The organism is Streptomyces albireticuli, from assembly GCF_002192455.1.
GTDB classification, from domain to species: domain Bacteria; phylum Actinomycetota; class Actinomycetes; order Streptomycetales; family Streptomycetaceae; genus Streptomyces; species Streptomyces albireticuli_B.
The window spans coordinates 7,915,371-7,942,293 of record NZ_CP021744.1 but is presented as its reverse complement, the minus strand read 5'-3'; the positions used below and the strand labels follow the sequence as shown (position 1 = coordinate 7,942,293).

The following is a 26,923-nucleotide window of genomic DNA, read 5'->3' as shown; positions in this document are numbered from 1 at the left end:
TAGGCGGTGTCCGGCCAAACCCTCGCACCGCCCCCGCCCCCCGCTCAGGCCGGTGCGGGCGGACGGCCCAGCCGGACCACGCAGCTGATCCGGGGGCCCAGCCGCAGCCGGTCCCCGTCGGTCAGCGGGTACGGCACACCGGCCACCAGGTCGGTCCGGTTCAGCCGGGTGCCGTTGACGGCGCCCGGCGGTTCCTCGGTGACGGTCGCGGAACCGTCCGCCGCGACGGTCACGCCCGCGTGCCGTGCCGAGACCGTGAGGTGCCCGGCGAGCGCGACGGCGGTGCGCGGCGCCCAGTCCGGGTCGCGGCCCAGACCGACCCGCGCGCCGGGCGCGACGGTCAGGGTGAGCCCGACCTCCAGGAAGCGCAGCACGGCCGGGCCGACGGGACGGTCCGGTGGGACGGGCACCGGGTCGAGCCGGGGCGGCAGCGCGGAGGAGACCGGCGGCACCTCCTCCCAGTCGTCGAGTCCGGGCGCACTCATCCCTCTCCCGGCAGCGTCTCGATCTCGATCTCCACCTGTCCGTCCTCGGTCTCGCGGACCGCGCGCACCAGCACGGTCGCCCCCGTGCCGACCGCGGGCCGGTCGAACAGCTCGCAGGCCAGCGGGTTGAGCAGGTGCGTCTCCAGCACCATCCCGATGCCCCGGCCGCCGTTCCACAGGTCCCGGGTGCAGTACTCCGCCAGCTGGGCGCGGGCCTCGGCCGCCAGCTCCAGGTGGAGGCGGTGCTCGGCGGCCAGCTGGCGCCGGATGTTGCCGATCTGGAGGTCGAGGATCCGGCCGGCCGTCTCCTCGGTGATGAAACCGAAGACCACGACGTTGCCGCCGATGCGGTTCATCAGCTCGGGCCGGCCCACGACCGCCTCGAAGTGGTGCTTGACGTTGTTCTTCACCCTCCGCGCCAGATCCCGGTAGGGGGTTCCGGGCTCGACGATCCACTGCCGTTCCTCGGTCACCGGGTCCGTGCGCTGGACCCCGAGGTTCGACGTGAAGATCAGTACGCACTCGCTGAAGTACGTCGTGACCCCTTGGCCGTCGGTGAGGCGTCCGTCCTCCAGCACCTGGAGGAACTTGTCCAGGACACCCTTGTCCGCCTTGTCGATCTCGTCGAAGAGGATCACCCTGAACGGGTCGGCCCGCACCGCCGTGGTCAGTTCGCCGCCGGCCTCGAAGCCGACGTAGCCCGGTGGCGCGCCGACGAGCCGGTCGGCGGAGTGAGCGGCGGAGAACTCGCTCATGTCGAAGCGCAGGTAGGCCTGGTCGCTGTCGAAGAGCACCGAGGCGACCGCCTTGGCCAGCTCGGTCTTGCCCGTGCCGGTCGGGCCGGCGAAGAAGAGGGTGCCGCGGGGCCGGTGGCCGGGGCTGCCGGCCTGGGCTCCGGACAGACCCAGCGCCGCCCGTTTGAGGATGGCGAGCGTCATCGAGACGGCCGCTTCCTGGCCGAGGACACGGGCGGGGATCCGCCGCTCCCCCTCGCTGATCCGCTGCCGGATCTCCTCGCGCCGCCACGGGTTCTTCTCCACCCCGAGCCGGTAGACACGCACGGCGTCGGGCATCGCGGTGAAGGGCATGCGGCGAGCCAGCGCCAGGTTGACGCTCTCGCGCATCGCCCGCAGGGTCATCCCCGCCGCGGCCCGTGCGAAGGCGTCCGCGTGGCCGCTCTCCCCCCGCCGGGCGGCCGGCTCCCCGGGATCGGCCCCGGCCCGGCCCGCGTGAACGGTCGCGTCGGCGTGCTCGCGCTCCAGCAGCCGTGCCATCCGGCGCCGCTCGTCGGCGTCCGGCTCGGGAACGGCGATCGCACGGATCCGCTCGCTTCCGGAGACCAGCCAGTTCGGCAGGTCCCGTTCACTGTCCGTGAGCCAGATGACGGGGTTGAAGAGCGCCGGGGCGGTGCGGTCCGCGGACCGCAGCACGGCGGCCGGGCCCGGCTCGACGAGCGGGGCCGAGTCGGCCAGCTTGAGGCAGGCGACGAAGAAGTCCCGCTCGGCCTCGGTGAGCCGGCCCGGGTCGGCCGTCAGCCGCGCGGCGTGGTCGATGAGCAGGGCGACCCGCAGCGGCTCCAGCTCGCGCCCGCCGTTCGCGGGCGCCTTGCGCCGCTCGGCCCAGCCCGTCACGATCTCCCGCAGTTGCGGTGCGGCTTCCAGGAGCTGGGGCGGCCGGTGTCCGCGTCCGGCCCGTGGGAGCGTGGCCGGCCCGCTCTCCGTCAGCAGGTGCTCGACGAGGTCCCGGTCCGGTCCGGCGACGACGCAGAACCCCGAGATCTGGTCGTACTGGACGAGTGCCTGGTAGCCCTGCCCGCGCAGGGAGTTCCACAGCACCTCGACGAGCGCGTGGTGGCGGTCGCCGCCGCGGTGCCGCACCAGGTGCAGGTCGCGGATGTTGCCGTACAGGACGTACTGCGCGTGGACGCTGAGCGTTCCGGTCAGCTCCTCGATGAACAGCGGTACGCGTCGTTCCGCCGCGGCTTCCGGGGGCGGGGCCTCGGCCGCCGCGGGGGACTTGACCATGCGGTCGTAGGTGCTCATCGGCCCGTGCTCCTCCGGTCGTCGTCCACCCGTCGTGCCTTGGCACGCCCGGTCCGGTGGGCCGCGCTCCCTGGGCCGGCCGCCCGCCGCCGCTCCGTTCCCGAGGCGGCGGCGTCCAGGACGACCGCACCGTCCGCGCCCCGCACCCCGGGGACGGCCGCACCGCTCTCCGTGAAGGACACCGGCAGTTCGAGTCCCCACCGGCGTCCGGCCTCCCGCAGTTCCTCCAGGTGCCCGCGTGCCTCGCGGCAGCGCCGGGCGTCGAGGGCCAGGTCCGCCGGGCCGCGCGGGCCGGGGCGCTCCTCGTACATGGTGACCAGTTCGGTCGTGCCGTCGCGCACGGTGATCCGCAGCCAGTGTCCGGGCCACCAGCCTGCCGGTGTCAGGTCGAAGCGCCGTGCTCCGTCCGCGCCGCCGGAGCCGCCGCGGGCCGCCTCCTCCGTACCGGCCGGTGAGACGTCCTTGGTCCCGCCGGCGAGCTGGGTGACGGCCAGTCCGATCAGTTCGCGGGTGTAGCGGCACTCCAGGTCCGAGAGCCGTTCCTCCACCCGCCGGTCCACCGCGCGCTGCTCGTCGGCGTTCAGCGAGCACCCCTCCTCCAGCGCCTTGCGCAGCAGGGCGGTCTCCTCGGCGGCCGGGGCCAGCGGCGGCTCGCCGGGCGGCGCCTCGGTGAGGAGGAAGTCGAGCTGGGTGGCGGCCTTCTCCTGTGCCGCGAGCCGGGCCCGTACCGCCCGGTTGGCGTCGGCGACGAAGCGGCGCGCCTCCCGGAGGTGGATGCGGGCCTTGGCCGGCCGCTCCTCGGCGCACGTGACGGCGTGCCGTACGGCCGCCACGGCCAGTTCCGCGTCCTTGGTGTCGGCGCCCGGCTCCAGCAGGGCCAGCAGTCCGGCGCCCGATTCCTCCGCCTCCCGCCGGCCGAGCCGCTCGGCCGCGGGCGGCTGGGGCAGCGCGGCGGGTGCGGCCTCGGCCGGCTCCGCCTGCCGGTCCCGGACGGCGGCCTCGCGGCGGGAGAGCATGCGCCGGCGCCAGTCCTCGTCCTCCGGGGCATCGGTGGTGTGCAGTGCCTGCTCCATCGTCCAGCGCGCGTGGGCCGCTTCCGCGTTCCGCAACGCCGCTTCCATCGAGGCGAGTTCCCCGCGCAGGGCACCCAACGGGGTACCGGTGCAGGTGAGTGGTGGCGGCAGGTCGGGCAACGGTGGCGGGGGTGTGTCCGGCCGGGTCCGGAAGGCCGTGCGGCGCACGCGGGCCAGCAGCGCGGCGCGGCGGGCGTTGGCCCGTACGGCCGCGAAGGCGGCCGCCTCCCACTGGGCGGTGACGGCCGCGGCGACCCGCTGGCCGCGTTCCAGGCAGGTCTGCTCCTCGGCGGCCCGGACGGCCGCCGCGGCCAGCACCTGGGTGGTGACCAGTGCCGCCCGGCCCACGAGCAGTGCCCCGCTGAGCGCGCCGAGTGCGACGGCGGCCGGCTCCAGGAGTTCCTGGAGGGCGTGGCCGGCGGCGTCGAGGGCATGCGAGGCGCTCTCCTGGACACCGTCGGAGAGCGATCCGACGGTGCGCGCACCGTCCATGAGAGTGCTGTCGACGAAGCTGCCGTCCGGCAGCGAGCCGTCGGTCAGGAATCCCGCCGTCTGCTGGACGGTCCCGTCCGCCGCCGAGACGTCCGTGAAACCGGGGAGGGTGGTCGAGGTGGGGGACGAGTAGGCGACCGTCGGCAGGATGTCGATGATCGAGGGGTAGAACAGGCCGTAGCTCATCCGTTCCTCCGGGTGGGTGCGGCCGGACGCGGTGCGCCGGGCCGTCGGTGCGGACCGCCCGGCCGGGCCGGGCCGGTCGATCGGTGCGGCCGGGCCGGGCCGGGTGCCGCGCCCCGGCCCGCCCGGTGGGCCGCCCGGTCCAGCCGGGCGTCGCGGGTGTGCCGCCGCCACGCCCACCACCGCCGCACGGTCCACACGGTGAGGGCGGCGACGGTTCCGGCCGGCCAGACCCAGGGGGCCCGGGCCACGGCCCAGACGGCCAGGATCCCCCCGGCGGCCAGTACCGCGGCGGCCGCCGCCGTGCTGAGCCGGCCGCGGGAGCGGGCGGCCCGGGCGGGCCGTTCACCGGTGCGGATCACCAGACCGGCCAGGGACCGCGCGGGATGGTAGGTGTGCGGGCCGATGTAGACGGCGATCCACAGCTCCAGCGCGAAGACGGCCGCCGCGGCGGGCAGCGCGAGCATCCAGGCGAGGACGACCTCCCGCTGGTCGGCACGGCCGAGGAGGTCGGCCAGGCCGATGACGAACGTCCACGGCGCGGTGGCCACGGTCGCCCCGAGCAGGGCCCAGCCCAGCGCGGGCGGCCGGTCCAGGCGCCGCAGGACCTCGAAGCGGGCGTCGGTCTCCTGGGCGAAGAGCCGGTCCACCTCACGGTCGCGCAGCTCCGCCTGCTGCTGCTCGGCCTCCAGCCGGGCGAGCCCGGTCAGCAGGGACGCCGCCAGCAGCCGCAGCGGATTGTCGCGGTCGGCGCGCAGCGCGCGGTACCAGTGCGGCGGGGTGTCCCCGCGGCCGCGGTCCCAGGCCGTGCGGCGCAGCAACCGGGCGCTCGTGCCCTCCGGTTCGCGGGCGAGGCGCAGCAGCCGGGCATCCAGGTCGCCGCGGTGGAGCAGCCGGTCGGCGGACCTCCGCTCGCGCGGGCCGCCGCGTACGAAGAGGTCCGCGGTGGCCTGCCGCCAGTTCTCCCGGTAGCCCTGCCAGCGGCGTTGTACCTCGTCGAGGCCCTCGCCGCCGGGCCGGGCGCTCAGCAGGGGCAGCAGCTCGTGGCGGACCAGGTGCGCCACCAGTTCCCGGCTGCGGTCGTCGCCCTGTACCGCGCCCTGCTCCAGTTCCGCGATGCCCAGGGTGTCCAGCGGGACCCCGTGCCAGGAGGCGGGCAGCCGCGGCCCCATCCAGTTGAGCAGGCGCAGCGTGGTCGGGGGGTCCGGGGGGCGGTCGAGCAGGGTGCGCAGCGCCTCCAGTTCCTCGGTGTCCTCCGGGGACCGGCCGGGCGCGCCGGCGAACTGTCCGAGCCAGGCCACCAGCCGTTCGCGGCCGCGGCGGCTGTCCAGCAGGTCGTCGGCGGCCCGCCACTGGAGGTCGAACTGGTGGGCCAGTTCCTCGGTGCTGGTGACGGCGCGGCCCAGGAAGGCGAAGGGTTCGGCGGCGGAGCGCGGCGGCAGGTCGCCGGGCGCGGCGCCGCTGGTGCGCGGGGCGACGGCCGGGGAGTGGCCGGCGAGCCATCGGCCCACCTGCTCGGCGCCCCAGCGGTGTTCGGGGGCCCGGGTCAGCAGGCCGTGGCAGAGCATCAGCAGGCGTGGGTCGGTCACGAGGGGGAGTTCGGGGTCGTGGGTGGCGATCTCCGCGAGCACCTCCTCGTCGCCGCGGAAGTCGACGGGGTGGCGCCCGCCGGCGAGTTCGGCCACGACCATGCCGACGGACCACCAGTCGACGGCCGGGGTGACGGTCTGGCGGTGTGTGCTCGCCTCGGGGGCGAGGTAGAGGGGTTTGCCCTTCCAGTCGCGGCGGCGCGGGGATTCCTCGTCCCGGCCGGTGTGCACGGCCGCGCCGAAGTCGATGAGGACCAGGTCGAGGCGGTCCTCGTTCTGGGTGCGCACCACGATGTTGTCGGGGGTGACGTCCCGGTGGACGACCTCGTGGGCGTGGGCGGCGGCGAGCGCCTCGTGCAGGTGGGCGACCACCGTGCGGACCATGGGCGCGGGCAGGGCTCCGGGGTGGCGGGCGTGGTAGTGGGCCAGTGTGGTCTCGCCGTAGGAGGGGAGCAGTTCGTAGGGGTGGCCGTCGGCGATCCCGTGCTCCAGGACGCGTACGAGGTGGCCGCCGAGATCGCCGGTCAGTACCCGGCGTGCTTCCGGGTCGGGCGCGAAGGCGCGGTGGTACCACTTGAGGACCAGCGGGACCGCGGCGTCCCGGTGGCGGGCCTCGCGGTCCTTGACCCGCAGGACGACTGCCTGGGACGGGCGCCGGACGTCGCTGAGGACCTCGGTGAGGTCCAGTCGCCGGCTCAGCGAGGCGGGTACGCGGTCGAGTCCGCGGCGGGTCTCCTCGGGTCCGGGGTCGCGGTCCGCGCCGAATCCGTCGGGGTCCACTTCCGTGGGCGGCAGCGTCGTCATGGTTTCCGCCTTCCGCCGGTTCTCCCGCCGGGTGTTCCACCGATAGGGGAAATGCGCAGATGCACGGCATTTCCCGGAGTATTTACGACATCCATCCCGGAGAGACTTGGTCCGGATATCCCTTTCGCGCGCCCGGCGGCAGATAATGGGAACTGATCATTCCCAACTGTTCCTCCGCAGAGCGGCCGCCGGATCCGGTCACCGGGATTATCGTGTCGGCCATGAGCCCGGAGACTCCCGCGTCGGCGCCGGACCCGCGATCCCCCGCGGTCCCGGCCGGTGCCGAACTGCCCTCCCACGACCGCCTGACCGAGGAACTGCGCGCCGTGCGCCGCCCCGGCCTCGCCGGCCTCAGACGCGTCCGGCCCGAGGCCCTGGGGCAGGCCGCCGCCGCGGCCGGGTACGCGCTCGGCCACGCGGACGACGCCGCCGGCATCGAGGCACTGCTCCGGGCCGCCGTGCGACGGCTCGCCGCCGCACCCGGCCCCTCGCCCTCCCACGGGCCCCCCGGCCCGCCGGCCGAGGAGGCCGACGACCGGCGGGCCGATCCGCTGGGCCGGGCCGCCGCGCACACCTTCGGGCTCCTCCCCGGCCGGCGCGGCGCCTCGGCCCCCGACCGCCGCAAGGCCGCGGCCGCCGTGTACGGCGTCACCCCGAACGCTTCCGCCGGGGCCAGGAGCAGGAGGTCATCGCCGAACTCGCGGGCGCCGTCCTCGCCCTGGCCCGCGAGGCCCAGGCCGGCCCGGTGACACCCGAGCCCCCGGAGCCGGTGCCCGATCCCCCCGCCCGCGCGGCCGGGCCGACACCGCCCCCGGCCGCACTGCGCCGCATCACCGTGCACGTGTCCTCCGTGGAACTGCTGCGGGACATCGACATCCTGGTGTCCTCGGAGAACACCCACATGGAGATGTCCAAGACGTTCCGCCCGACCGTCTCGGGCGCGCTGCGCCGGGCCGCCGCGATACGCAACGCGGGCGGTGAGATCACCGACGACGTACTCACCCGGGAGCTCGCCGACTGGATGCGCGCCCACGGCCGCACCGGCCTGCCCGTGCGGCCCGGGATCGTCGTTCCCACCTCCGCCGGCGCCCTCGCGGAGCGCGGGGTGCGCCGCATCTACCACGCGGCCGTCGTGCGGCCACTCGGCGACGGCATCCGCTACCGCGTCGACCCGCAGACACTGGCCGATGCCGTCTCGGCCGTCTTCGCCAGGGCGAACGCCGAACGCGACGCGTACGACCCGCCCCTGGCTTCGATCTGCTTCCCTCTGCTCGGCGCCGGGCAGGGCGGCCTCACCCCCGTGAAAGCCGCCCGCTGGCTCCGCTGGGCAGTCCAGGAGGAGCTGAGCCGGCACCCCGGCTGGACGGTGCACTTCGTGGCCCGCCAACCCGAGCTGGCCCGGCTCCTCACGGACGCCAGCTCCGCTCCCTGAGTCGCAGCCCACGCTCTCCCAACCACCTTTCGTAGAAAGTGAGTTCCCCTCTGGCCGGCACACCCATGAGGTGGGCGGCCGGAGCCTCGCCGGGCTCCCGCCCCGCCTCCACCACCACCTGGACGGCCGGGCCCGTCACCCGCCGGCGCAGATGGGGTGCGTAGCGGGCCCGGCCCAGCGCGGTCCGCGGCAGCAGCCGCTGGTTCGCCGAACCGCGCCAGACCAACGCCGTCGGCTCGGCGATCCGGAACCGCCCCGCGACCACCGCGTCCGCGTGCCGCAGGGCCCGCAGCCTGGGCGGATCCCACTCGTCCTGTTCGTAGCCGGTGTAGACGAGGAAGTCGGCCCGCGGACCCCGTCGCGCTCCCCCGGCGCGCTCCGCCACGCTGCGCAGCAGGGCCGCCCCGGCCAGGAACCCGGCCAGGGCCGGTGCCTGTTCGAGGGGTTCCCCGCCGCTGACGGTCAGTCCGTCAGCGCCCCTGTCCAGCGCTTCGCGCCACAGGTCCAGCAGTTCGCGCACCGATGACTCCCGGCCGCCCTCCGCCGCCCAGGTGTGCCGCGACATGCATCCCGCGCAGGCCAGCGGGCAGCCCTGGAACCACACGCCGAGACGCCGGCCCGGGCCGAGCGTCTCCAGCGGGAAATGCGTCCCGTTGATTTTGATGCGCATCGCACCCTCCCCCGGTGGACGGGAATCGAGTATCAACGGAATTACCCGCTCACCGCAAACGCTTCCGGAAAATAAGCCGGTTGTTTTCCGGGCGGCAGCCGGGCGACTTCGGCGGGAGGATGTCCGGAACCGGAAAACCGTCGAATTACGGGTCCCTTTCTGCTTTCCTTCGGATACCCTCCTCCATCTGGAGCGAGGGCAGCGGAGAAGGGGGAATCCTTCATCATGATCACCACGGACCAGATCAGAGGCCCCGCGCGCCGGGCCCGGCTCGGGCAGGTGACCGCCTTCCGGGCCCGGCGGCGCGGCCGGCTCGACGCGCCCGGTCTGCGCCCTCTGCTGCCGGCGCTGCCGGAACCCGGCCCGCTCCGGGACCTCCCGGAGATCGTGACCCCGTTCGTGATGGAGGCCCGGGCGGGCACCCTGCGCGCGGTCGGCCAGTTACGCTCCCGCCTGCTACGGAACGAGCGGCGGGCGATCATCAGGATCCAGGCGGAGTCGGTGCGCGTGGTGACCCAGTACGACGTACGGGCCGAGCCCTCACCGGCCGCGCTCGCCCGCTACGGCGAGATGGTCGGGGCCTGGCGGGCCGACGCCGAAGTGTGCCGCGCCCGGGCCGTGTCCCTCACCCACGAGGCCAACCAGCGGCTGACCTGCTACTGGGACGCGGTGTGGCTGACCGTCCAGGCCGCCCGGGCCGAGGAGCGCCGGCGCGCGACGGAACCGCGCCGCGCACGACAGCGCCGGCGGCACCCACCGGGGGCACGGACACCGGAGGCGACCGGCGAGCCTGCCTGGGCGGAGCCGGACGCGCCGTCCTACCCACCGTTCACCGCCCGCCCCGCGCACTGGCTCCCCGGCCGCGTCACGCTCGACGCCACCTGGGACGACGTCGACGCGTGGCTGCTCACCGGGGGCACCCCGGCGCAGGCCCCGTCGGTGCACGCGCGCACGCCCGCCGTGGCCCGGGCGCTGGAGATCCTCGACACGCAGCCCCGGCGGGGCGGGCCGGGCGTCCCGGCCGGAGACCGGCCGCGATCCACCGCCGGCCAAGGGAGGAGAGCCCGTTGACGCCCCCTCACACGCACCCGCTCCGCGCCCGGCGCCCGGCGCGGACGGTCGCCGCCCTGCCGCTGGCCGCCCTGCTGCTCGCCGCGGCCGGCTGTTCCACCGAGAAACCCGAATCCCTCGATGCCCCCTGCGCGGTCGTCCTGGACGGTTCGGGTTCCGGTTCCGCCAAGGACGGGTTCGACGCGAAGGCCAAACTCGACGCGACGATCGTGCCGTTCATGAAGAAGCAGGGCTGCGCCACGATGGCCTTCGCACCCATCACCCGCTCGTCCAAGGCCTCCCGGTGCCAGGTCAACGACGTGGACCTCGACCCGCCCGCCAAGAGCACCGACGACGTGGCGGCCGTCCGCCAGGAGGCGATGGTCCGGGCCGTGGCGGGAGCCCGCACCATGCTGAAATGCGCGCAGGAGACCGAGAGCGGCTCCGACATCCTCGGCGGACTCGCGCGGGCCGCCGAGGCGATGCCCTCCGGGGGCGGCCGCGCGGCCCTGCTCGTGGTCAGCGACTTCGAACAGGCCGACCCCGAGTTCTCCCTGACCCCGGAATCCATCGCCACCCCCGAGGCGCGCAAGGACGCCGTCGAGGAACTGGTCGGCCCCCGAGGGGTGCCGAAGCTCTCCGGCATGGACGTCTACCCGGTCGGCTACGGCATGAGCCGCGAGGCGAAGCCCAGCGAGTACGAGCCGTTCGACGCCTTCTGGACGGAGATCATGGAGGGGAGGGCCAAGGCCCGTGTCCACGACGACTACCGGCGCTGACCCCGGGCCCACGCCCCGCCGGGCACGGTTCGCCCGCCCGTTCCGGCGCGGACCCGGCACCACGGCGGGCGACACCCGCCGCGCTCCCTACCCGACCGGGCCGCAGCGCGTTCCCCTCGTCCCGGAGAGGCCGGACCAGCTGCGCCTGTTCCGTGCCGCCCGCCGCCGCGGCACCAGGATGGCCGAGGCCGGCGCCCTGGATCCCTGGGTCCTGGGCAGCGGGGACCGCGTCCCCTACTTCGCCCAGCTGGCCTCCGTACGCGACCTCGTGCGCACCCGGCTGGCCGAGGAGCACGCGGACGAGGAGGCCCGCGAGCGCGCCCGGGAGGCGAACACCCTCTCGGCCGCCGCCGGAGCCGAGGCCGAGGTCCGCCGGCTGGAGGAGCGGCTGGCCGAGAACCTGCGCTGGCTGGACACCAACCGGGCGCAGCTGGACCGGCTCGCGGCCCGGGCCGTGCGCTGGGAGCGGTTCCGGGACGGCGTCCGGGAGCGGCTGGAGGAACGCTGGCTGCGCGCCCGGTTCGGCGACCTGGACCTCGACGAGGACACGGAGGGAGACGGCCGGAGGGACGGCCGTACGCCGGGCACCGGCACCGGTCCCGGGAGCGACGACGCGGACGACGACGGGACGGGCCCGGCACCGCCCAAGGGCCCGGACGACGAGGACTGGCAGACCCTGGATCCGAGTCCCGCGGCCGACGCCACGGCAGGCCCCGGCGCCCGCCGGGACCCGGCCGGCCACCGCCCGGCGGACCCTTACACCGACCTGCACCGGCAGGCCGACGCCGCCCAGTGGGAGGGCCTGCCCGTACGGCCCGGGCTGCCCCGGTGGATGGTGTGGAGCCTGCTGCTGGTCATCGCGGCCGTGGAGGTGCCGATCTACTGGATCGCCTTCCAGCCCTTCCACGGCTCCGGCAGCACCGAGTCGGACGCCCTGTCGGGCATGCTCGCCATCTCGGCGGCCGTCGTCATGGTGACCATCCCCCATCTCGCCGGCCGCGCCCTGCGCAGCCGGGGCGCCACCGCCTCGGCGAAGGGCATGAGGCTGCCCGCGGTGGCGCTGATCGCGGTGTGGGGGTTCGCCACCTGGGCCCTCGGCCACCTGCGCGCCAAGCTGGTCTTCCGGCACCGCGATCCGCAGCCGCTCCCCAAGGACCTCGAAGGCGTCGCCGGAATGGAGGATCTCCGGCCTACTCCGACGCTGGTGGACAGCCTGCATCTCGAACCGACCACCGTGACCTGGATGTTCGTCGCCCTGCTCCTGCTGTCCGGCGGGATCGGCCTGCTGCTCGGGCTGCTGCGGGAACACCCTTACCTCGACTCCTACCGCTCCCACCTGGAACTGCGCGCCCGTCTGGAGCGGGCCCGGGAGGCCGCCGTCGCCTCCGCCGAACGGGCCCGGGCGCTGGAGTCGACGTCCGCCGAGCGCGCCGAGCTGCGCCGGGAGGCGACCGCGGCGCGGCTGCGGTCGACGACGGAGCTGTACGAGGCCGCGGCGCACGCGTTCCTCCAGAAAGTGGCCGAGAAGTCGGCCGACCCTGCGGTCACGGAGTCCGCCATGCGCCTCTCCAACACCTGGCCACTGCTCCCCCTCCCGTCCGCCGCGCCCTGAGCCGACCGTCGCCGAAAGCGGCCGAGGGGCCGTTCCGTATCACTCCGGAACGGCCCCTCGGCAAGCCGGGCCGTCCCCGGTGCGGACGCGGCGACCGCGTCTCCTGGCCGACGAGGATCCCGCTTTCTCAGACGGGCCTGGCCGCCGTCCCAGGGACGGGCAGGCGCCGGTAGACCGAACGCTGCACGTGGTCCTTGGCCGGGCCGGTGGTACGCCAGCACACCCGCCACTCGTCACGGGAGACGACGTCGAACCGCCCTTCATAGCTGTCCGCCGCACACGGGTGGGAGACCGTCCAGTGCCCCGTACGCAGGTCCAGGTCGTGGAAGAACCGGCCGTCGGAGAACAGGACCTCACAGGTGCCGTCGGAGGCCGGTACCCACACCAGCGTGCGCCCCGCCGGGCTCGTCGAACCCTCCCAGCGCAGCTCGCCGGCCTCGGTGTGCGTCAGCCGGCCGTCGTCCGCCGCCCGGAACACCGCCGTACCGTGGAACGCTCCCTCGCGGTCCGCCGCCAGGTCGGACAGGACGCGTTCGACGGTCCACTCCCCGGTCAGATAGCCCGCCGCGTCGGGCACCGGATACAGACCTGCCTCACTCACCGGCACCGGGGCCGGAGCCTGGGCGGAAGAGCGGTCGGGAACAGAAAACTGCATCCCCTATTACACCACCCGCCTCTTACGCCATCGTGCCAGGTGAGCGAGGGGCGAAGGCCGGCGGGCGCGGTCCGGCGGCGATTTCCGCCTCACCCACATGGGCGAATCCACCGGATCCGCTGTCTGATGATCCGGTGGCACCGCTTGCATGGACGCGTCACCCAAGAGTCGCGTCCGTCAGGAGAGCACCGTGGATCGCCGCGCCTTTCACCGCCGACTGATGTCCCTGGGCAGCCTCGCGGCAGCCGGAACGCTGCTCGGAACGCCGGGCACCGCGACAGCGGGGTCGCGGTACAGAGACGCCGCCGCTCCACCGGCGGGGGCTTCCCGGCGGACGGTGGTGGAGTACGAGCTGCCGCCCGCCGAGGAGACCCACGAGATCATCAAAACGCCGGGTCACCCGATGGTTCTCGTGTCCCAGATGTCCAACAGCCGGCTGGTGAAGCTCCAGCTGGACCCCCGCACCGAGCAGGTGACGGCCGTCAAGGCGTTCCCGCTCGGCTCCTCCGACGCGATGCTGCACGGGCTGGCGGTGTCCTCGCGCCATCCCGGACGGATCTGGGCCACGCACGAGGGAGCCGACCGGCTGCTTCTGGTGGATCCCCGGGCCGATTCCCTCGACGCGGCCCCGCGCGTCGAACGTGAGATCGCCGTTCCGGACGGCGGCCGGGGGCCGCACTACGTCAGCGAGTACGGCGACACCCTGTGGGTGACCCTGAAGGGAAGCGACCAGGTCCTGGCCCTGGACCACACGCGTCCCGGCCGTCACCGCCTCTTCGATGCCAAGCCCCACCCCATCTTCGCCGCACGGCACCCGGGCAGTGGCGACTTCTACGTCAGTCAGGACGGCGCGAGCTCACTGCTGCGCATCGACCCGCGCACCGGACGCACCTCCCAGATCCCCGTCCCGGTGGAGCAGGGCAGCACCCCGGTCGGCCTGATCAACGGCCCCGGCGGCATCTGGGTGGTGCTCCTCGGCACCGCGAAGGCGGGAACCGGCGTCTTCGGCCGGATCGACGCGGACGGACGGATCGTCTGGCACCGGCTGGCCGACCCGTTGGGCCGGTCGGCGTCGCTGTTGCACCTGGCCTTCGACCCTCCGGGCACGGCCCGGGAGCCCGGACTGTGGCTCCTGGCGTCGACGATCGTCTCCGAGCAGGCCCGCGACCTCATCATCCGGGTGCGGTTCGACCCGTCCTGGGCACGCGTCACCGGCGAGGAGTACGCGGCGCTGCCGACACAGCTGTGCAAGGCACACCGCCTGCTGCCGCTGGAGAACAGCGTGCTCGCCACCGAACTGACGAGTGCCGGGGTGGCCCAGCTGATCGGCGCCCGGCACTGACAGCCGCGCTCTCGGAAGGTTCACGTCTCTCGGGGAAGGGGCGGCTGTGCGCCCCCTCCTCACGGCTTGTCCAGCGACGTCGATGACGTCAGCCGGGCGACCTCCGCGGCGCTGAGGACGAGATCCGCGGCGGCCGCGGAGTCGCGGATCGACGCCGTGCGGCGCGCTCCCGGTATGGGGACGACGGCCGGGGAAAGGGCCAGCAGCCAGGCGAGACAGACCTGTTGGGGGCTCACGCCGTGATCGCGGGCGACCTCGTGGAACGGCTCGTACGTCCCGTGCCCGGTACCGCAGTCGTCCGCCACGGGCATCTCCAGAACGCTTCTGGAGATGCCTCCGAGGGGGCTCCACGGCAGGAACGCCACCCCGAGTTCCTCGCACAGCCGCAGCTCGGGGGCGCTGTCGCGGACCGCCGGGGAGAAGCGGTTCTGTACGGATGCCAGGCGGCCGCCGAGGACGGCATGGGCCTCGCGGATCTGATCGGCGTCGACGTTGGAGACGCCGGCCGCGCGGATCTTTCCCGCGTCGAGGAGTTCCGCGAGGGCACCGACGGACTCGGCCCACGGGACCCGCGGGTCGGGCTTGTGGAGCTGGTAGAGGCCGAGCGTGTCGGCGCCGAGGCGCCGGCGTGACGCGTCGCAGGCGTTCTTGAGGTGTTCGGGCGTGCCCGTCACGGTCCATGAACCGTCTCCAGGCCTGCCGCGCCCGCCCTTGGTGGCGACCAGGACCGCTGCGGTGTCGCCGCCGTAGCGGGCCAGGGCGCGTGCGACGAGGGACTCGTTGTGGCCGGTCTCACCCGCGTGCCAGTGGTAGGAGTCGGCGGTGTCGATGAGGGTGACCCCGGCGTCGAGGGCGGCGTGGATCGTGGCGACGGCCGCGTCCTCGTCGGGCCGGCCTTCGACGGACAGCGGCATGGCGCCGAGGCCGATCGCGCTGACGTGGACCTCACCCAGGCGGCGTGCGCGCATGGCGGAAACCTCTCTCTGCAAGGGGGGCGCGGGGCGTTCGCCTCGCTGTGTGCACGAGCCTGCCGGAATGCGATCATCAGCAGAAGTAGTGACGTGCTTAACCCGTATGAAGGACAGCTGATGATCGACGTCCAGCGGCTCCGTACGCTCCGCGAGGTCGCCCGGAGCGGCAGCTTCAACAAGGCCGCGGCCGCCCTGCTGCTCACACCGTCAGCCGTCTCCCAGCAGATCGCCGCACTGGAACGGACGCTCGGCACCCAGGTCGTCGAACGCAGCACGCGGGGCGTCTCCCTGACCGAGCCGGGACGGCTCCTCGTCGAGGCCGCCGAGGCGATCTCGGCCGAGCTGTCCCATGCTCGCGAGCAGATCGACCGGCTGGCGGCGGGGCGTACGAAGCTGACCGTGGCCACGTTCACCAGCGGTGGCCACCGGCTGCTGCCGCCGGTGCTGACCCGGTTCGTGGCCGAGCACCCCGAGGTGGAACTGACCGTGCTCCAGAAGGAGCCGGAGCACAGCCTGCCGTTGGTGCGCGAGGGGCGGGCCGACCTCGCGCTCGCCTATCACTTCGACGGACCGCTGCCGGTCCGGCCCGGTGACCGTTCCGGGCTGGACTGGACGCCGCTGATGGACGACCCGATGTCGGCCGTGCTGCCGGTGGGTCACCCTCTCGCCGGCCGGGTGAGCCTGGACCTGTCCGAACTCGTGCGGGAGCGCTGGGTGATGGGGTGCATGAAGGCCCAGGCCTTCATGCACCGCTACGCCGAACTCGCGGGCTCCGAGTTGCGTGTCGCGGCCGCCACGACCGACTTCTTCTTCGCGCAGACCCTGGTGGCCGCGGGCGTAGGTGTCTCCCTCGTCCCGCGGATCGCCCTGGACCCGTCGGTCAGCGGTGTGGCCGTGATCCCCATCGACCCTCCGTGCCCCGCGCGCTACATCGGTGTGGCCACCGCCGCCCGGCGTCGCGACCGGCCCCGGCCGCACGTCGAGGCGTTGTTGACCGCCCTGGTCGGGTCGGTGTCGTAGCCGCGCCGGCCCCGCGCGGAACCGCCGCGACGAAGACCGCCGGCACCGCCTGCCTCGCCGCGCCGACGACGAGGGCCGGGAACCGTGTGCGCCGACGGTCAGGAAGCACGACCGGCCCCCTTGGCCCCAGCCGCCCCAACCGGCCGGGGGCGATATCGCGACGTCCGCGGACATCGATCAGCCCCGCCGCCCTGCGGGGCTCGCCCCCTTGCGCCGCCGAGGTGCCCGTTGCGGGGCCTGGACCGCCTCCCACAGAGGCGCCCTTTATACGCTGATTCGACCATTGGCCAGATGTATTCACTTCAGTTCAGGTGTTGTCGGCATATGCATGAAGGCCTGTCCCGCGCATGCCATGATGCCGCCCGGTTCCACGCCCACTCGTCGCCCATGTCCGGGGAGAAGAACCCATGGCGATATCGCTCGACGAGCTGCTCGGCCTGTTCCCCGACTCCGGTGAGGACTTCCTCCTGCCCGTCGACCGGCTCGGGGAGATCCCCGGCATCGGCCCGCTGCTGGAGACCTGGCTGGCGTCGTCCGACCTGACCGTGGGCGGCGCCGTCCCCAACCGCGGTGAAGTGACCGTCCAGGGCACGTACTCCTTCACCGTGGTCGAAGGCCCCTGCCCCGTCCGCGTCTCCTTCACCGTGGACGCCGCCCTGCTGGTCACAGGGATGGCCCTGGACTTCACGCTTCCGGCGACGGAGGACGACGCCGGTGAAGAGGACTCCTTCGCTCCGCACCTGGTGCTGTCCGCGAGCGGCCAGGGGCTGTCCGCCGCGCTGGTGCTGAAGTTCTCCGACGCGGACGACAAGCCCAAGGAGATGGCGTTCACCGCCACCTTGGACGGCACGACGGTGATCGGCGACTGGTCGTCCGACGACGGCCTGTCCTGGAACGACGTCGCGCACGCCATCGGCTCCGCCCCCGCCGACCTGCCGGACCAGCTGGTCCCCGTGCTGAAACAGGTCGCGTTCGCCTACGACAAGCACAAGCGGGCGTTCGTGTTCTCGGCCGCCACCGAGTACGTGCAGCTCGCCTACGCCTCACTGCCGCACCGGGCCGGAACGGGCGCCGCGGGGCCCCGGATCCGCGTCGTCCTGCTCCAGGGGAAGTACGAAGCGGGCCTCGCCGACCTGCCCTCGATCGGTGACCACGCCCCGGTCGAGGACGACCTGGTCTTCGCCGGGCTCCAGGCCTTCCACCTCTCCGCCGCGCTGAAGGCCTACAAGGTCAAGGCACTCAACGACCTGATGGCCAACACCGGCGTCAACCTGGGCCTGCCCAGCCGCAACCTCACCGCCGGCGCCTCGCTGGCCGTCACCGCCGGCGTCGCCACGACCGTCAAGAACTACGCCCTCGTCTATCCGCTGCGCCGCAGGCAGCCGGTGCCCGGTCCGGGGCCGGTACCGGCGCCCCCGCCCCGCCCGCTCGCGGTGGTGAAGGAGGAACCGGACGACATCCCCGCACAGGCGAGCGTCCCGGTCGGCGCGACGTTCGGCCCGCTGCGGGTGTCCGAGCTCGGCCTGTCCTACGCGAACGGCACGGCGCGGATCACCATCGACGCCACGGTCGACGCCGGCGGCATCGAGCTGAGCGCCTCCGAACTCGGCTTCACCATCGGCCTGGACCACGGCGACTGGACCTTCCGGCCCACCCTCAGCGGCCTGGGCCTGTCCTACGACCGCCCGCCCGTCAGGATCGGCGGCGCCTTCCTCGTCAAGGAGTCCGAGCCCCCCTACGACATGCTGTTCGCGGGCATGGCCGTGATCGAGGCGCGGTTCGCCGCCGTCAAGGTCCTCGGCGCGTACGCCCGGGCCGAGGACGGCTACCCGTCGCTGTTCCTGTACGGAGTACTCGCGGGCCGCAAGGGGCTCGGCCCACCCCCGTTCCAGGTACGCGGGATCGCCGCCGGCTTCGGCTACAACAGCTCCGTCCGGCTCCCCGCGCCCAGCCAGACCCCGGAGTTCCCGTTCATCTCCGAACTCGGTCACGGCGGTGTGGAGCGCCCGCCCCTGGAAGTGCTGGACGACCTGCTCGACGGCAGCAACGGCCGGCCCCCGTGGCTGAGCCCGGCGGCCGGTCAGGTGTGGTTCGCCCTCGGCATCGACTTCACCGTCTTCCAGCTGGTCTCCGGCCAGGCACTGGCGATCGTCGAGTTCGGCGACGACTTCACCGTCGCCGTCCTGGGCCTGGCCACGGCCGCGTTCCCCGTCCGGCGCAACTCCGGCGGCAAGACGTACGCCCAGGTCCAGCTCGCGATGCAGGCGCTGTACACCTCGCGGGACAGCATGCTGGCACTGGCGGCCGAGCTCACGCCCGAGTCGTACGTCCTCGACCCCGAGTGCCGGCTGACGGGCGGCCTGGCCTACCGCACCTGGTTCGGCGGCCCGCACAAGGGCGACTTCGTCTTCGCCCTCGGCGGCTACCACCCCGACTTCGAAAGGCCCGACCACTACCCCGTCGTGCCGCGGCTCGGCTTCACCTGGGGCATCTCCGACGTCGTCACCGTACGCGGCGAGGCGTACTGCGCGCTGACCCCGTCGGCGTTCATGGCCGGCGGCCGGCTGGAGGTGTCGTTCCACTCCGGCATCGTCGAGGCCTGGCTGGTCGCCCGGGTGGACGCGCTGATCCAGTGGAAGCCCTTCTACTTCCGCTTCGGCATCGGCGTCCGCATCGGCTTCGCGGTCGACCTGTGGCTGTTCACCGTACGCGGCGAGGTCGGCGTCGACCTCGACGTCTGGGGCCCGCCCGTGGGCGGCGTCGCGACCGTGCACCTGTGGTGCATCGACTTCGACGTGTCCTTCGGGGCGAGCGGCGAGCGCAAGCCCGATCCCGTCTCCTGGACCGACTTCCAGGAGCAACTGCCCGCACGCGACCAGATGCTGCGCATCACACCGCTCACCGGCATCCTCCCCGAGGACGAGGGCACACGCGCCCGGCGTGCGAACGCCGGCGACGACCGCTGGGTCGTCTCCGCCGACGGCTTCTCCTTCACCACGTCCACCGCCCTGCCGGCGTCGCGGGCCACGGCGGGCTCACAGCAGGTGAACGGCAAGACCCTCGACATCCGGCCCATGCGGGCCACCGGGCAGTCCTCCGTCCACCGCCTCACGGTGCTCCTCGGCGGCGACCCGTTCGACCCCTTCGACCCGGACGTGCCGGAAGAGCGCCGCTGGCGGCTCGACCCGCTCAAGGACAACGTCCCGCAGGCGCTGTGGGGCACGGGCGACCCCGACGACGAGGGCCTCCCGCCGGACCCGCTCGTCAAGGACCAGCTCACCGGGCTCGGCGTCACCGTGCCCAAGCCCGTGGACGGGCCGACACCGGGCAGGATGACCGACGTCTCCCTCGGCTTCGAGAGGCTGACCCCCAGCGACGCCCTGCCGATCAGCCCCGCGGACCGGCCCACCGGCCCCGTACCCACGCCCTGGCGGCCGGGTGACCCCACCAGCATCGGCACAATCGCCGCCGGGATCGCCACGACGACCGTGCCCGCCCGCGACGCGCTCCACGCCGAGCTGACCGCGCTCGGCGTCGCCCCGCCCTCGCACGACCGCCTGGACGGCTTCGCCGGCCTCGCGGACAACACCTTCACCGCCGAACCCATGACGCTCGGCCCCGCAACGCTCTGACACCCCCAACCGCGCGAGGGAATCCGCCATGACGCAGCCCGACGCTGCCGGGACCACCGGGGACGAGACCGAAACTCCCCGTTTCGACATCCACTTCCACGACGACCACATCGCGCCCGCCCCCGGCGGCCTCTACCGGCTCACCCTCGAACACGAGGTGTCCGGCGACAAGGTCGGAACCGACAAACTGCCGCCCGTCCAGCAGGATTTCGAGATCCGGACGCCGCAGTTCACCATCGACGCGTCCTTCGTCCACGCCCTCCACCCCGCCCCCGCGGAGGTCGGCGCCTTCGACCGCGTCCTGCCCCACCTCACGCTCAACCGGCTCATCCTGCCCTGGGAACGTGCCATCAGCCCGGACCTGGCGGGCCTGCCCTGGCTCGCCCTGCTCCTCTTCGCCGAGGAGGAGCTGCCCGGCGACCCCAAGGCCCAGGGGCGCACCGACACGAGGTCCGTCCGCGAGTTCCTCACCCCCGCGGACAGCGACGTCCTCCTCCCCCGCGTCGACCTCGACGACGTCCCGCCCGAGCTGTGGGACAGCACGTGCACCACCGTCGACGTCCCGGCCGCCCTCTTCAAGGACCTCGTACCCCGCCGGGCCGACCTGCCGTTCCTGTGCCACGTACGCAAGGTCCGGCCGTGGCAGCCGCCCGGCGCGGCGCCGGCCTCCGCCGAACTCCTGGAGACCGGCGACTACTCCGTCGTGGTGGCCAACCGCTTCCCCCGCACGGCCGGGCGCTACGCCGCCCACCTCGTCTCGCTGGAGGGGTTCGCCGACCACCTCGGCGGGGAGCAGCCCACCCGGCCCGTCGTGCGCATGGTCTCCCTGTGGTCGTGGTCCTTCGAAGCACGGCCCGACCCCACGGGCCATTTCGACGCGCTGATCCGGCACATGGCCGAGGACCCCGCGGGCCTCGGACTGCGCCTCCGCCCCCAGCGGACCGCCGCACGGTCCGCCGCCACCGACCGCCTCGATCTGGGCTACGCGCCCGTGGACTACGTCCTGCCCTCCGGGGAGCGGACGTTCAGCTGGTACCGGGGCCCCTTCACCCCGGTCGTGGCCCCGGCCGTCCCCCGCCCCGCCGAGGGTTACCGGCAGGCGGACGAGGCACTCGTCTACCTCACGGACACCGGCGTCTTCGACGTCAGCTACGCCGCCGCCTTCACCCTCGGCCGGTCCCTCGCCCTCTCCGACGACACCCTGGCGGGCGCGCTGTCGGCGTTCCGCTCCCGGGCCCGTCATATCGCCGGACGCGCGCTGATGCGGACGAGGACACCGCTGGACGCAGTGCCGGGGCCGGCGCACGAGCGCTTCCACGAGCTGATCGCCGGCGGACTGGGGAACCGGGTGCACGCCGCGGCCACCACCACGGCCGCCGACGCGGACACGCGCGGCGCGCCGGTGTCACGGCTCCGGGCCGGCGGCGTCCCCCGGCCCCCGGCCGTCGAGGCCCTCCTGGACCGGTCGCGCGACGACCGGGCACGGCAAGGGCTGCGGGCCGCGCTGTCCGCCCACCTCGCCCCGCTGATCAGCGCCGTCGACCAGGTGAAGCTGCTGATGGCGGCGCCGCTGAGCCACCTGGTGCCCGACGCGCGCATGCTGCCCCCCGAGAGCCTGCGCCTCTTCCACGTCGACCCGCAGTGGTGCACCGCCCTGCGCGACGGCGTGCTGAGCACGGGCATCGGCACCTCGCTCGACGCCGCGGTCGACGAGCTCGCCCGCGAGGCGCTGGACGAGCCGCGGCCGCTCACCGGGCTGCTCATGCGGTCCGCGCTCGTACGGAACTGGCCCGACGTCGTCATCGAGCCGCGCGTCACCGGCGGCGACGGCGAGGCGGAGCCGCTGACCGCCGTCCACCGCGTGATCATCGGACCGGATCTGCTGCTGTGCCTCTTCGAGGGTGTCCCCGACGAGGTGCGGTTCCGCGAACCGCACGAGGGCATCCACTTCGGCGTCGACGAGGGCGACCGCGTCGGGCTGCGCAGGCTCACCGAGCCGGTCGGCGAGTCGCTGGAGGGAGGGACGTTCCCGCCCGAGGGCGAGGAGGGCATCACCCGCTTCCTGCGGGCCGCCGCCGGCGGCGGACGCGAGATCCTCGACCTCGCCGCGGGCGACGACCCCCTCGTCCCCGCCATGGCCGTGGCCCTCCGGGCCGCCGGGCAGCTCGGCCCGGACGATCCGCTCTCCCCCGGCGCGTTCGCCGTGGAGCTCGTCAACGCCCCGCAGTGCATCACCTTCTCCCCCTCCGCCTCCGCCCCAGCCCTCGACCGGCCCGGCCGACAGTGAGGACCCGCACGATGAGCTCCCAGCCGCCCCTGATCGTCCCCGTCCAGGTGGACGCCTTCCTGGTCAACGACCGTGTACGAGCCATCGAACCCCCCGGTCGCTGGTACGCCGACTTCGAACAGCTCGAGGACCGGCAGCCGCCCGAGCCCGACCCCTTCGACGACGCGCCCGGCAAACCGGGGCTCGGCGTTCATGTGCAGTGGCTGCTGCCCGACGCGCTGCGGCGCGGCTTCCAGGACGGCCCGGCCGCGAAGGTGGAGTTCCCGGTCGTTCCCAACCGCTGGCTCGTGGTGCGCTACAGCCGCCCGGCGGACCGCCCCGAGGAGACGCCGGCCGCGGCGGGCTGGGTCGTCGACAGCGACTTCCTCGACGAACTCGACGGCACGAGCGCCTTCCTCGACCCGGATCCGGCCGCGGACCGCCCCCGGCCCACGCTGATCGGCCGGGCCCACGACCTGGCCGACGCTCCCTGGACCGAGCCCGAGGGACGCCGGAAGTTCCTCACGGCGATCGGGCCGGGCCTGCCGACCTTCGCCACGTACCAGCCGTACAACGAGAACGTCTTCTCCTTCCACGACAGGCTGACCGACCTCACCGGCCCCGCCCTGCTCGGCTACGCCGTCATCGGCTGGTACTCCGATCCCTCCTGGGACATCCTGCACGCACCCCCGGAGGGCGACGTCCGGGCACTGCTGGACTCCCTGCGCTGGTCCACGACCGGCACCTCGGCGGCCCCGACCCGCTCGTTCTACGCGGGGACCGCCCTCGGCCTGCACTGGGACCGCGCGGGCGCCCCTCCCCTCTCCGCCAAACCCGACATCGAGGTGGACAAGATCGATGTGGCCGTCGGCCACATCGTCACCGACGCCGAGACCGCCCTGCACCCGGCCGCGCTCGACGACCCCGAGGCGTCCCTGCTGTGGGAGGCGTTCACCTACGACCTGCTGGACGCCCTGGACGACGGCGGCGAAACGGCCCTCGACCAGGCCACCCGCCGCACCTGGTTCGACGCCGAGCACGGCGGCTACTCCTGGCGCATCGTCGACCGCCCCGCCGTCGGCACCGCCTGGCCGGCGCGCACACCGGAGCAGGCCGACGAGGAACGGCAATGGCTGGCCGAGCTGAACCAGGTGCAGGAGGAGCACGACGCCGCCTCCCGCGAGCTCGCCCACCTCCAGCGCCGCCTCTACGGCCTCTGGTGGCTGCGCGGCGGGAGCAACCGCCGGCCCGACGGCTGGGACGCGGCGTGCGATGCCGAACTCGACCCGCGGCAGGAGGGCACCCTGGCCCGGCGCGTCCAGCAGCAGCTCGACACCGTCTTCGGCACAAACGGCCTGCGCTCCCGCATCCCGTGGGGCGACACCGCCGGTGAGCTCGCCGAGGCCGTTCAGGCCTACGCCGAGGAACGCGGCCTGGCGCCGGGCCGCGAGCTGCAACGGTGCGCCGACCCCGCCTTCCACAGCACCCCCGACCCGTCGCTCATCGTGCGCGGGGCGAGGCTGGACCGGCCGCTCACCGACGAGGACGCCCTGCCCTGCCGGGCCCCCGGCGAGACCGTGACCGGCATCCGCATCGGTGACGGGACGGTCCGGCCGCCCGAGGCCCTCCCCGCTCCCCCGCTGCCCCAGCTGCCGGAGTCCGGTGTGCTGACCGCGCTCCTCGGGGAGTTCTTCCTCCTCGACCGCGCCGCCGTCACTCCCGGCGCGGCACCCGGTACGACGGCCCTGGAGGAGGCGCTCGCCCACCAGGACACCCACGTCGAAGGCACCGTGGCCCGCTGGACGCGGCCGTGGGAGCAGCCCTGGTCGCCGCTGCTCCTCATCTGGCGGACGACGTGCTACCCCACCCCGTACCGCAGCGGCGACGAGGAGAACTGGTACTTCGACGGCACCCGCTACCGCTGGAAGGGCGAGAACGTCGCTCCCGACGGGTTGGTCGGCGGGCGCGCCCTGCTCACCCCGCTGCCTCCCTTCAACACCCGCGCCCGCCTGGCGCAGCACGCCCGCACGTACCGCGGCGGACCGGTGGCCGAGCTGCGCGAGCTGCGCGACCGGGCCGAGGAATGGGACGAGCTGTCCCAGCGCATGGAAGGCGTCAACAACTGGCTGGCCCAGCACACGCCCGCGACCGGCATCGCCCCCGCCTCGGACGACGCACTCGCGCGGCTGGTCGACAACAGCCGGACCCGTGTCCCGCTGAGCGAGGTGCCCGACCCCGGCCCGGCGTCCGGCTCCGGAACGCCCCGCGAGTTCCGCCCGGTCAGGGCCGGGCAGATCGTCTTCGAGGAACTCCGTGTGATCGACCGCTTCGGCCGGTCGCTCGCCGTCATCAACGAGAACAACAAGGAGTCGGTGAAGCCGTACCGCGCCGACAGCGTCACTCCGCGGAAGACGGTGAGCCCCCAGAACCCGTACCGGTACGTCGAGCTGCCGCCGCGCCTGCTCCAGCCCGCCCGGTTGCGCTTCGACTTCGTCTCGGCCGGCGACGACCACCACCGCGTCGACGTGGACGCCGGTCCCCGGGAGGCCGCGGGCGAGAGCCCGGTGTGCGGCTGGCTGATCGCCAACCACCTGTCCGGGTCCCTGCTCGTCCACGCCCCGGACGGCGGCGGGCTGGGCGAGATCCGGATCGTGCTCGACACCGCGCACCGGCCGGTGTCGACCTGGTACCCGCTGCCCGGCTCCGCCTATCCCGATCCCGACCCGGCGACGGACTCGGGGCGGGCCTTCGCCGCGGCCCTGCCCCACCTGCACGGCTTCGTCACCGGGCTCCTGCACGGCGGGGCCCCGGCCTTCGCCCAGCTGCTGTCCGTCGTCGACAAGGCCATGTCGGCGACCGTGCCCGGCGGGGACGACGACAGTCTCGCCGCCCTGGTGGGGCGTCCGATGGCGCTGCTCCGTTCGCGGCTGCGGTTCGAGCTCAACGGTCCGGCGATGACGCCCTCGTCCTGGGAGAACGTCCTCAGCCCGCCGGAGGTGCCGGAGGTCAGCGGCTACCTGTGGAACGTCCGGCTGGGGGCCGGGGACATGCTCGGCGACGGTCTGGCCGGGTTCTTCCGCGGCTCCGACTACACACGGCTGCACGCCGTCCCGGAGCCGGGGGCCGCGGACGTGGAGTACGTGTCCCCCATCGACGGCAGCGAGATCGCGCTGCCCGCACGGCCGGCGGCCGCTCCGTCGCCGGAGGCCCGCGCCCGGGACGAGGAGACCGCCGCCTGGGTGACGCTCCTCGCCGACCCCTGGGCGGCCGTCCACGCCGTGACCGACATCCTGCCCGTCAGCCGGCTCCTGCTGCCGCCGACCTGGGTGCGCGAGCCCCTGTCCCGGATGAAGCTGTCGTTCCGTACGGGCCCGCTGCTGGCGGGGACCCGCCTGGTGACGGACCAGCAGGGCAGCACGCCCACCGAGCACATGGTCATGCCCGGCCCGACAGGCCGGCGCGGCACGTGGACCTGGGCCGAACCGGCCCCCGCCGAACCGGCGGCACCGGCCGGAGGCCCGGGAACGTGGACCGTCCGGCCCCTCACCACCCCTGACGCGGCCCTCGCGCTGTCGGATGCCGCGCCTGCCGCCCGTACCGGCTTCCTCCAGCTCAGCGGTGCGCTCGGCGAGACCGACGAGAGCCGGCAGCGCCCGCCCGCGCAGGGCCCGGCCCCGACCCATGGGAGCACGTCATGACCACCACGGCCACCGCGCTGGCCTACAGCGTCCACACCAGCCCGGCCCCGCTGCGGGTCGGCACGGAGGAGACCCCCGCCCACGCCACCGTGCGCATCACCCTGGCCAACTCCGGCCCGGATCCCGTCTCCTGCGGCACGATCGCCTTCGCCGTCCCGGTCGGAAAGGAAGCCGACGCTCTCACGGCCGCGCCGGACACCATCAGGGCGTCCACGGACGACGCCGGCTGGTCGGCCGAGCACCAAGGCGGCGGGATCTTCCACGTACGCCCGGCCGCGCCCGGCACCGAGCTCAAGCCGGGTGCCCGGATCGTGGTCACCCTCGCGGACGTCACGGTGAACCACACGGTCGGCGCGGTCACGCTCGGCATCAGCGAGAGCGGGGGAACGGACGGCGGCACGGAGAGCCTCCGGCCCGCACCCGGCGGACTGCGGCTGGCCAAGGCGTCGCCGACCGCGATGCTGGAGGACTTCCGCCCGGACCAGGTCGACGTCCCCCACGGCGGGACGGTGAAGCTGACCTGGAAGTGCGAGGTGGGCCCCGAATACGAGCTCTTCTACGGTGACCAGCGGCGTCCGGCCAACGGCTTCATCGACGCCGACGGCAACGGCGAATGGACCTCGCCCGGCCTCACCAGCGCCACCGCGTTCATGATCCTCGGCACGACGGTGCGGGACGGCTCCCCCGTCACCTACGGCCTCACCACCGCCGTCACCGTCACCGTGCCCGACCTCGAGGTCGGCGACCTCGACGTCAACGGCTCCGTGCGCCTGTTCGGCCAGGCCGCGGAGATCGCCGGGGGCACGGAGAGCAGTCCGGCGGAGTACGAGGCCGACACCGACGGTGTGATCACCGGCTACATCAAGACCACGCAGGACCAGGTGCCGGCCGAGCTCAAGGTCTTCGTCACTCCCCCGGGACTCAGGCGGCAGCAGTTCGCGACGCAGTCGTGGGACGCCCGGGGCGGCACGCTCAACCAGGAGGCGAGCCTGTTCGTCCCGGTGCCCAAGGGCTCGCGTGTGCGAGTGGTCCAGAAGGGCGAAACGAGCTTCAGCGCGGCCCTGACCTGGTTCCCGTTCGGGGCGGGCGCCCTGACCACCCCTCCCCCTCAGTGATCCGTTCCGTCCC

General features: G+C 74.0%; 18 protein-coding genes. 11 read left to right on the top strand and 7 right to left on the bottom strand.

The window, feature by feature from the left end:
- Window positions 1–44: 44 nt before the first annotated feature.
- The 4 genes from SMD11_RS33765 to SMD11_RS33755 are packed head-to-tail and all read right to left on the bottom strand — an operon-like array spanning window position 45 to window position 6,668.
- Window positions 45–485: an FHA domain-containing protein gene (locus SMD11_RS33765; RefSeq protein ID WP_087930060.1), complete on the bottom strand. Its 441-nt coding sequence runs from the start codon at window positions 483–485 to the stop codon at window positions 45–47.
- Window positions 482–2,527, bottom strand: coding sequence for an AAA family ATPase (locus SMD11_RS33760; RefSeq protein ID WP_234366298.1), 2,046 nt, complete (start codon window positions 2,525–2,527; stop codon window positions 482–484). The genes SMD11_RS33765 and SMD11_RS33760 overlap by 4 nt, the downstream gene beginning before the upstream one ends.
- Window positions 2,524–4,278 carry a hypothetical protein gene (locus SMD11_RS35665; RefSeq protein ID WP_159395448.1) on the bottom strand — a complete coding sequence of 585 codons (1,755 nt, stop codon included), beginning with the start codon at window positions 4,276–4,278 and terminating at the stop codon, window positions 2,524–2,526. Before SMD11_RS35665 ends, SMD11_RS33760 begins: the two co-directional genes overlap by 4 nt.
- On the bottom strand, window positions 4,275–6,668 hold the full coding sequence (locus SMD11_RS33755) for a protein kinase domain-containing protein (protein WP_087930059.1): 2,394 nt from the start codon (window positions 6,666–6,668) through the stop codon (window positions 4,275–4,277). Before SMD11_RS33755 ends, SMD11_RS35665 begins: the two co-directional genes overlap by 4 nt.
- Window positions 6,669–6,889: 221 nt before the next feature.
- Here SMD11_RS33755 and SMD11_RS36705 point away from each other — a divergent pair, with 221 nt between their 5' ends.
- Window positions 6,890–7,417, top strand: a complete 528-nt coding sequence (locus SMD11_RS36705; RefSeq protein ID WP_234366297.1) for a hypothetical protein — start codon at window positions 6,890–6,892, stop codon at window positions 7,415–7,417.
- A gap of 20 nt (window positions 7,418–7,437) precedes the next feature.
- Complete coding sequence (locus tag SMD11_RS36700; RefSeq protein WP_234366296.1) at window positions 7,438–8,100, top strand: macro domain-containing protein; 663 nt, start codon at window positions 7,438–7,440, stop codon at window positions 8,098–8,100.
- Here the strand turns inward: SMD11_RS36700 and SMD11_RS33745 are convergent.
- A complete protein-coding gene (locus SMD11_RS33745) occupies window positions 8,075–8,770 on the bottom strand; it encodes a 4Fe-4S single cluster domain-containing protein (RefSeq protein ID WP_087930058.1) in 696 nt (231 codons plus the stop codon). The genes SMD11_RS36700 and SMD11_RS33745 overlap by 26 nt on opposite strands.
- 225 nt (window positions 8,771–8,995) lie before the next feature.
- On the opposite strand from SMD11_RS33745, the gene SMD11_RS33740 reads away from it, so the two are divergent.
- The 3 genes from SMD11_RS33740 to SMD11_RS33730 are packed head-to-tail and all read left to right on the top strand — an operon-like array spanning window position 8,996 to window position 12,211.
- Window positions 8,996–9,841, top strand: coding sequence for a hypothetical protein (locus SMD11_RS33740; protein WP_087930057.1), 846 nt, complete (start codon window positions 8,996–8,998; stop codon window positions 9,839–9,841).
- Complete coding sequence (locus SMD11_RS33735) at window positions 9,838–10,599, top strand: hypothetical protein (RefSeq protein ID WP_234366295.1); 762 nt, start codon at window positions 9,838–9,840, stop codon at window positions 10,597–10,599. The genes SMD11_RS33740 and SMD11_RS33735 overlap by 4 nt, the downstream gene beginning before the upstream one ends.
- Window positions 10,574–12,211, top strand: a complete 1,638-nt coding sequence (locus SMD11_RS33730; RefSeq protein ID WP_087930056.1) for a hypothetical protein — start codon at window positions 10,574–10,576, stop codon at window positions 12,209–12,211. The genes SMD11_RS33735 and SMD11_RS33730 overlap by 26 nt, the downstream gene beginning before the upstream one ends.
- A 127-nt stretch (window positions 12,212–12,338) precedes the next feature.
- Here SMD11_RS33730 and SMD11_RS33725 read toward each other — a convergent pair whose 3' ends face one another.
- Complete coding sequence (locus SMD11_RS33725; RefSeq protein WP_234366294.1) at window positions 12,339–12,812, bottom strand: DUF6314 family protein; 474 nt, start codon at window positions 12,810–12,812, stop codon at window positions 12,339–12,341.
- 274 nt (window positions 12,813–13,086) lie between these two features.
- On the opposite strand from SMD11_RS33725, the gene SMD11_RS33720 reads away from it, so the two are divergent.
- Entirely contained in the window at window positions 13,087–14,208 is a 1,122-nt protein-coding gene (locus SMD11_RS33720) for a hypothetical protein (protein ID WP_159395447.1), read from the top strand.
- A 59-nt stretch (window positions 14,209–14,267) separates the two neighbouring features.
- Here the strand turns inward: SMD11_RS33720 and SMD11_RS33715 are convergent, their stop codons facing one another.
- Window positions 14,268–15,176, bottom strand: a complete 909-nt coding sequence (locus SMD11_RS33715) for an aldo/keto reductase (RefSeq protein WP_087930054.1) — start codon at window positions 15,174–15,176, stop codon at window positions 14,268–14,270.
- 120 nt (window positions 15,177–15,296) lie between these two features.
- Between SMD11_RS33715 and SMD11_RS33710 the strand changes: the two genes are divergently transcribed.
- The 5 genes from SMD11_RS33710 to SMD11_RS33690 all read left to right on the top strand — a co-directional run bounded on the left by SMD11_RS33710 (window position 15,297) and on the right by SMD11_RS33690 (window position 26,910).
- Window positions 15,297–16,199: a LysR family transcriptional regulator gene (locus SMD11_RS33710; protein ID WP_087930053.1), complete on the top strand. Its 903-nt coding sequence runs from the start codon at window positions 15,297–15,299 to the stop codon at window positions 16,197–16,199.
- A 407-nt stretch (window positions 16,200–16,606) separates the two neighbouring features.
- Window positions 16,607–19,831, top strand: a complete 3,225-nt coding sequence (locus tag SMD11_RS33705; protein ID WP_087930052.1) for a DUF6603 domain-containing protein — start codon at window positions 16,607–16,609, stop codon at window positions 19,829–19,831.
- Window positions 19,832–19,859: 28 nt separating this feature from the next.
- The gene (locus SMD11_RS33700) at window positions 19,860–22,118 is read left to right on the top strand and encodes a hypothetical protein (protein ID WP_087930051.1); all 2,259 of its coding nucleotides are present in this window, start codon (window positions 19,860–19,862) and stop codon (window positions 22,116–22,118) included.
- An 11-nt stretch (window positions 22,119–22,129) separates the two neighbouring features.
- Window positions 22,130–25,795: a hypothetical protein gene (locus SMD11_RS33695; protein WP_087930050.1), complete on the top strand. Its 3,666-nt coding sequence runs from the start codon at window positions 22,130–22,132 to the stop codon at window positions 25,793–25,795.
- On the top strand, window positions 25,792–26,910 hold the full coding sequence (locus tag SMD11_RS33690; protein WP_087930049.1) for a hypothetical protein: 1,119 nt from the start codon (window positions 25,792–25,794) through the stop codon (window positions 26,908–26,910). Before SMD11_RS33695 ends, SMD11_RS33690 begins: the two co-directional genes overlap by 4 nt.
- The last annotated feature ends 13 nt before the right edge of the window (window positions 26,911–26,923 follow it).